6 protein-coding genes and 1 tRNA gene are annotated in these 6,563 nt (G+C 72.5%); 3 read left to right on the top strand and 4 right to left on the bottom strand.

Translation table 11 applies throughout. The annotated features are described in order from the left end of the window. Positions 1–640: vWA domain-containing protein (locus tag L2I40_RS16750; protein ID WP_237216337.1), on the bottom strand; the 640-nt coding region annotated here is incomplete at its 3' end. A gap of 31 nt (positions 641–671) precedes the next feature. After that, entirely contained in the window at positions 672–2,951 is a 2,280-nt protein-coding gene (locus L2I40_RS16745) for an NADP-dependent malic enzyme (RefSeq protein ID WP_237216336.1), read from the bottom strand. 131 nt (positions 2,952–3,082) lie between these two features. On the opposite strand from L2I40_RS16745, the gene L2I40_RS16740 reads away from it, so the two are divergent. After that, the gene (locus L2I40_RS16740; RefSeq protein WP_237216335.1) at positions 3,083–3,610 is read left to right on the top strand and encodes a phage tail protein; all 528 of its coding nucleotides are present in this window, start codon (positions 3,083–3,085) and stop codon (positions 3,608–3,610) included. 19 nt (positions 3,611–3,629) lie between these two features. Here L2I40_RS16740 and L2I40_RS16735 read toward each other — a convergent pair. Further along, positions 3,630–3,715 (bottom strand) — tRNA-Leu (locus L2I40_RS16735). 29 nt (positions 3,716–3,744) lie between these two features. Between L2I40_RS16735 and lipB the strand changes: the two genes are divergently transcribed. Together lipB and L2I40_RS16725 are read left to right on the top strand one after the other, a co-directional pair. Then, a complete protein-coding gene (lipB, locus tag L2I40_RS16730; RefSeq protein WP_237216334.1) occupies positions 3,745–4,407 on the top strand; it encodes a lipoyl(octanoyl) transferase LipB in 663 nt (220 codons plus the stop codon). Between the two features lie 45 nt (positions 4,408–4,452). Beyond that, positions 4,453–5,418, top strand: coding sequence for a Bug family tripartite tricarboxylate transporter substrate binding protein (locus L2I40_RS16725; protein ID WP_237216333.1), 966 nt, complete (start codon positions 4,453–4,455; stop codon positions 5,416–5,418). 628 nt (positions 5,419–6,046) lie between these two features. On the opposite strand, the gene L2I40_RS16720 is transcribed toward L2I40_RS16725, so the two are convergent. Then, a partial coding sequence (locus L2I40_RS16720) for an ATP-binding protein (RefSeq protein WP_237216332.1) occupies positions 6,047–6,563 on the bottom strand: 517 nt, incomplete at its 5' end.

Genomic DNA, 6,563 nt, shown 5'->3' with positions numbered 1-6,563 from the left:
CCAGCGCCTGGCGCCCGCCGGCAGCGAAGACGGCGACCGCGCGCAGCAGGTCGCGCAGCGCCTCGGCGCTCGCCGCGTCGAAGGGCGCCCAGGCGCCGCCTGACAGCTTCGCGACCTGCTTGAAGGCGGTCTCGACCACCGGGTTCCGTCCTTCCTGGAAGGTGAAGACCGGCGTGCCGCGCAGTCCGAGTTCCCCGGCGACGTGGCAGATCGGGTCGATGTCCTCCTCGATCGCGTCGCCGATGAAGACCACGGCATTGACCTTCTCGCGCGCGGTCTCGGCGGCGACATGCTTCAGCGTGCGCAGGATCTGCGTCTGCCCGCCGAGGCAGGAGACGCCGGTCATGCGCTTCGCGAGGTCCTGTGCATTGGTCAGGAAGGGGGTCGCCGCGAACTCGCCGAAGCCGCGGTAGTAGGCGAGCGAAACCGCCAGGCCACCGACGTCGCGGACGGCCAGGAACATCTCGCCCTGCAGCTGGCAGGCGCGATCCCATGTCGGCTGGCGCGAGGCGGTCGCGTCGATGGCGAAGACAAGCCGGCCCGGCCGGCCGGAGGCCGGGCGGACGGCAGGCATCGAGGCCACCTTGTTGAGGAAGGCGGCGACGGCGGCGTTGCCCGGCTTGTCGGGCAGGTTGCTCATGGGCGGGATGTGGGCGCGGCCACCGCCCGCGTCAGCCCCCCGCCTTCAGCCCGTTGGCCTGCGCCGCCGCCAGCGCCGTCATGTTGACGATGCCGCGCGCGGTCACGCTCGGGACCAGCACATGGATGGGCTTGGCCATGCCCAGCAGGATCGGGCCGACCTGCAGCCCCTCGGCCGCCGCCTTCAGCAGGTTGAAGGCGATGTTGGCGGAATCGAGGTCCGGCATCACCAGCAGGTTCGCCGCATCCGTCAGCGGGCTGTCCGGCACGGCGCGATCGCGGATCGCCGGCACCAGCGCGGCATCGGCGTGCATCTCGCCATCCACCTCGAAATCCGGGTTGCGCGCGCGCAGCGCCTTCAGCGCGCGCCGCATCTTCTGGGCCCCCGGCGCGCCCGAGGCGCCGAAGGAGGAATGCGACAGCAGCGCGGCCTTGGGCGTGATGCCGAAGGCGCGGATCTGCTCGGCGGCGAGCAGCGTCATGTCGGCGATCTGCTCGGGCGTCGGGTCCACCGTCAGGTGGGTGTCCACGAAGAACAGGTGGCCGGTCTGCAGGATCAGCGCCGAGAGCGCATAGACGCGGTCCACCTGCGGCTGCTTGCCGATCACGTCGAAGGCGTGGTGCCAGTGGCTCAGCCAGTCGCCTGTGCCGCCGCAGAGGCAGGCATCCGCCTGCCCGCTTTCCAGCAGCAGCGCCGCGGCGACGGTCGGGCGGTTGCCGACGCGCCGCGCCGCGGCATCCGGCGGCACGCCGCGGCGGCCGACCTTGCGCTGGTAGAGCGGCACGAGCGGGTCGAAGACCGCGCGGTCGGCGACCGGGTCCAGCACGCGGACGGACTCGGAAAAGTCCATGCGCAGGCCCATGGCGGCGGCGCGCGCGGCGATGGCATCCCGCTTGCCGATCAGGATCGGCTCGGCGAGGCCCTCGTCCAGCACGGTCTGCACCGCGCGCAGCGTCCGCTCGTCGTCACCCTCGGCGAAGACGACGCGGGCCAGCTGGCGGCGCGCCACCTCGAAGACCGGGCGCATCAGGTTGCCGGAGCGGAAGACGAAGCGCTCCAGCTCACGCCGGTAGGCGTCGAGGTCGGCCACGGGACGGCGCGCCACGCCGCTCTCGGCCGCGGCCTTCGCGACCGCCGGCGCGATCTCCAGGATCAGCCGCGGGTCGAAGGGCTTGGGGATGATGTAGTCCGGCCCGAACACCGGCGCGCTACCGCCATAGGCCGCGGCGACGACCTCGCTCGCCTCCATGCGCGCGAGGGCCGCGATGGCATCGGCGGCGGCGACCTTCATCGCCTCGTTGATCGTCGTCGCCCCCGCATCCAGCGCGCCGCGGAAGATGAAGGGAAAGCAGAGGACGTTGTTGACCTGGTTGGGATAGTCCGACCTTCCCGTCGCCACGATCGCGTCGGGTCGCGCGGCGCGCACCGCCTCGGGCAGGATCTCGGGCTCGGGGTTGGCGAGAGCGAGGACCAGCGGCTTGCGCGCCAGCTTGTGCAGCCACTCCGCCTTCAGCACGCGCGGTGCCGAGAGGCCGAGGAAGACATCCGCGCCCTCCAGCACCTGCTCCAGCGTCCGCGCCGCCGTCTCCTGCGCATAGGCCGCCTTGAAGGGGTCGGTGTTCGGCCGCCCCTTCCAGACCACGCCGTCGATGTCGCAGATGGTGACGTTCTCGCGCCGGAGACCCATCGCGACGAGCAGGTCGAGGCAGGCGATCGCCGCGGCGCCGCCGCCGGTGTTGACCAGGCGCACATCCTCGATGCGCTTGCCCTGCAGCAGCAGGCCGTTGCGCACCGCGGCGGCGACGATGATCGCCGTGCCGTGCTGGTCGTCGTGGAAGACCGGGATCTTCATGCGCTCGCGCAGCGCACGCTCGATCGCGAAGCACTCGGGCGCCTTGATGTCCTCGAGGTTGATGGCGCCGAAGGAGGGTTCGAGCGCGGCGACGGCCTCGACGAAGCGCTCCGGGTCGCGTTCTTCCACCTCAAGGTCGATGGAATCGATGCCGGCGAACTTCTTGAAGAGGACGGCCTTGCCCTCCATCACCGGCTTGCCCGCCAGCGCGCCGATGGCGCCGAGCCCGAGCACCGCGGTGCCGTTCGAGATCACCGCGACCAGGTTGCCGCGCGCGGTGTAGTCCCAGGCCTTGTCGGGGTCCTTCGCGATCTCCTCGCAGGCGGCGGCGACGCCGGGGGAGTAGGCGAGCGCCAGGTCGCGCTGGGTGGCCATGCGCTTGGTCGGCTCGACGCTGAGTTTTCCGGGCCGCGGCAGGCGGTGGTAGTCGAGCGCGGCCCTGCGGAAATCCTCGTCCATCCTGCTGTGCTGTCCTCAACCGGCGTCGTTGTCCCGATAATGGCCCGCGGGGCCGCCACTTGCCAGGGCGGGTCCTGGCCCGCGGCGCGGCCCTGTGCGAGCCTCGGCCGGGCGTCGAACAGGGGGGACCCATGGCCCAGTTCACCGTCAATCCGTCGCGCTTCGATCCCTACAAGAACCACAAGTTCCGCATCGTCTGGGACGGCCGGGCGATCGCCGGGGTCTCGCGCATCAGCGGGCTCAGCCGCGTCACCGAGGTGATCGAGCATCGCGAGGGCGGCGATCCCTCCACCACGCGGAAGTCGCCAGGCGTCACGCGCTTCCCGCCCATCGTGCTGGAGCGCGGCGTGACGCATGACACGGCCTTCGAGGCCTGGGCGAACCAGGTCTGGCAATTGGGTGCGGGCGCCGGGGCCGAGGTGTCGCTCGGCGACTTCAGGCGCGACGTCAGGATCGAGCTGCGGAACGAGGCCGGGCAGATCGTGATGGCGTGGAACGTCTATCGCTGCTGGGTGTCGGAATACCAGGCGCTGCCCGAGCTGGATGCGAACGGCACCTCCGTCGCGCTGGAGCGGATCACGCTGCAGAACGAGGGCTGGGAGCGGGACGCGTCCGTGGTGGAGCCGGCGGAGCCGAAGGGCGGCGGGAAGGGTCGCTAGGCGCCCGGCGCCGGCCGGTTGGTGCGGTCGAGAAGATTCGAACTTCCACGGGGTTGCCCCCACCAGCACCTCAAGCTGGCGCGTCTACCATTCCGCCACGACCGCTGATCCGGTAGAGGCGCGGCGTATAACCGATGACCGACGCCCCGACAATCGCCCCAGCGGCCTGGATCGCCGCCCCGGGGCTCACGCCCTACGCCGAGGCGGTGGCCGCGATGGAGGCGCGCGTGGCGGCGATCCGCGAGGGCAGCGCGGGCGAGCTCGTCTGGCTGGTCGAGCACCCGCCGACCTACACGGCCGGAACCTCGGCCCGGCCGGAGGACCTGCTGGAGAAGCGCTTCCCCGCCGTCGCGGCCGGGCGCGGCGGGCAGTGGACCTATCACGGGCCGGGGCAGCGCACCGCCTATGTGATGCTCGACCTGACGCGGCCGCACGGGACGGTGCGGCCGCGCGACGTGCGGGCCTATGTCCACGGGCTCGAGGAGTGGCTGATCCGGGCGCTCGACCGCTTCAACGTCAAGGGCGAGCGGCGGGAGGGGCGGGTCGGGATCTGGGTCGCTGACCGGGCGCGCGGGACCGAGGACAAGATCGGCGCCATCGGGGTCAGGGTCACGCGCTGGGTGAGCTGGCACGGGGTGGCGCTGAACGTGGACCCGGACCTGTCCCATTTCGGCGGCATCGTGCCTTGCGGCGTGGCGGAGCACGGCGTCACCAGCCTGCACCGGCTCGGGGTCCTGGCGACCATGGAGGAGGCCGACTCCGCCCTGATGGCGGCCTGGGCGGAGGTGTTCGGCTAGCAGGCGCGGAAGTTGCATGGCCGGCGGGCATCCAAGGAGCTCGCCATGCTGCGCCGAAGCCTGCTGCTGACTGCCCCGTTGCTCGCCCTGCCCCGGATCGGGCTGGCCCAGGCCTGGCCGAACCGGCCGATCCGGGTGATCAACCCTTATGCACCGGGCGGCACGACCGACATCATCGTGCGCGTCCTGGCGCCGCATCTCGAGCGGATGCTCGGCCAGCCGATCATCGTGGACACCCGCGCCGGGGCCGGCGGGGCGGTCGGCACCGCGGCCGGTGCGGCGGAGCGGCCGGACGGGCACACGCTGCTGATCACCAACACCGGGCCGCTGGCGGTCGCGCCGTCCATGATGGCGAACATCGCCTACGACCCGGCGCGCAGCTTCACCTACGTGACCATGTTCGGCGGCGCGCCGCTGCTCTGCGGTGTCGCGGCCAACGGGCCGATCCGCACGCTGGCCGACTACGCCGCCGCGGCGCGGCAGCGGCGCGAGGCGGTGAGCTTCAGCTCCTCCGGCGCCGGCTCGATGGGGCACCTGGCGGGCGTGCTGTGGTCGCAGGAGGCGCGGGTGGAGATGCTCCACGTGCCCTTCCGCGGCGCGCCGGAGGCCGAGCAGGCAGTGCTCGGCGGCAACGTCACGAGCATCTGGAACACGGTCGGCGCCCATGTCGGCAGCGTGCGGGGCGGCACGCTGCGCGGCATCGCGGTGAGTTCGGAGCGGCGGGTGGCCGCACTTCCCGACGTGCCGACGGTGGTCGAGGCCGGCTTCCCCGGGAGTGTGGCGAGCAACTGGTTCCTGCTGGCGGGCCCGGCGGGGCTGCCGCCCGAGATCGTCGCGCGGCTGCGCACGGCGATCGCAACCGCGAGCGCGGAGCCAGCGGTGCGGGAGCGGCTGGACGGGCTGGGGCTGGTCTCGCTCGGCGATCCCTCGCCCGAGGAGATCGGGCGGTTCGTCGCCGGCGAGGCGGCGCGCTGGACGCCGGTGGTCCGCGCTTCGGGCGCCACAATGTAGTTTTCCCCACGACGTTGCTTCGCAACGCCGCGGGGGCCCCGTCTTCTTCCCCACGACAACGCTTCGCGTTGCCGTGGGGGACCCACGGCAGGGCGCCAGGGGGCGGACAGGGGCCGGGGCACGGGCCGCAGGGGGTGGGCGGCGCCCGGCGGGGCGGATGGGGCGCGGCACTTTATCGCTTTGGCGCTTTACGACTTTACCCGGCGCGTCGCGCGGCGCGGTTTCGGACAAATTGCACGACCGGGGCCGCGGCGGAGGGATGCACGCGGCGCGCGAGGCGGACGCGGGTTTCGGACGAAATCGCCGGGGCGGGATGGCGGGAGAATGCGGACCCACCCCCACCCAGCCCTCCCCCGCCTTGCGGGGGAGGGAGATACGGCGGGTTTAGGACAAACTCGCCGGGGCGGGCCAGGGGCGATCTGGGCGGGACAGGCGGCGCGCGAGGCGGGTGCGCGTTTCGGACAAACTCGCCGGATCGGGTCGCGGCCAGATCGTATCCGATCGAGGGGTTAGCGCGGCGTGCTGCCGGATGGCGGTTTCGGACAAATTGACCGGTCTTCCCGGTCGGGTGCTCGGGGGCGGATGGACAGGCTCAAAGATCGGGCAGTCCCGATATAGGACCGACGTCCTAGTCTAGCGCAGGATCGCCGGTGGGGGCGAGGGAAATCCGCGCCGGCGCCGGCGTCGCCGGTGCGGCGCCCGGACGGACCGGCAGCACGACCCGCACGCGCAGCCCGCCCGATGCGGCCTCTTCCAGCCGAAGATCGCCGCCATAGGCCCGGACGATGTCGTCCGCGATGGCGAGGCCAAGGCCGGTGCCGCTCCGCCCCGGGTCGAGCCTGACGCCGCGGGCCAGCGCCGCGAGGCGGTGCTGCGACGGGATGCCGGGGCCGTCATCCTCGATCAGCAACACGACCGAGGCGCCCTCCGCCCGGGCGGCGACCAGGACATCGGAGACGGCCCATTTGGCGGCGTTCTCCAGCAGGGCGCCCAGGAGTTCCATGAGATCGCCCTCGTCCATCGGCGCCAGCAACTCCGCGGGGATGTCCTGCCGCCAGCTGGTGCCGCCCCCCGCCGCCATGCGCGCGAGCGCGCCGGCGATCCGCCCGACCGCGGGCGCCAAGATCCGAAGAGCACACGTCTCT

It is taken from the genome of Falsiroseomonas oryziterrae, assembly GCF_021864505.1.
Lineage (GTDB): Bacteria > Pseudomonadota > Alphaproteobacteria > Acetobacterales > Acetobacteraceae > Falsiroseomonas > Falsiroseomonas oryziterrae.
This window is presented reverse-complemented; position numbering and strand designations above follow the sequence as displayed.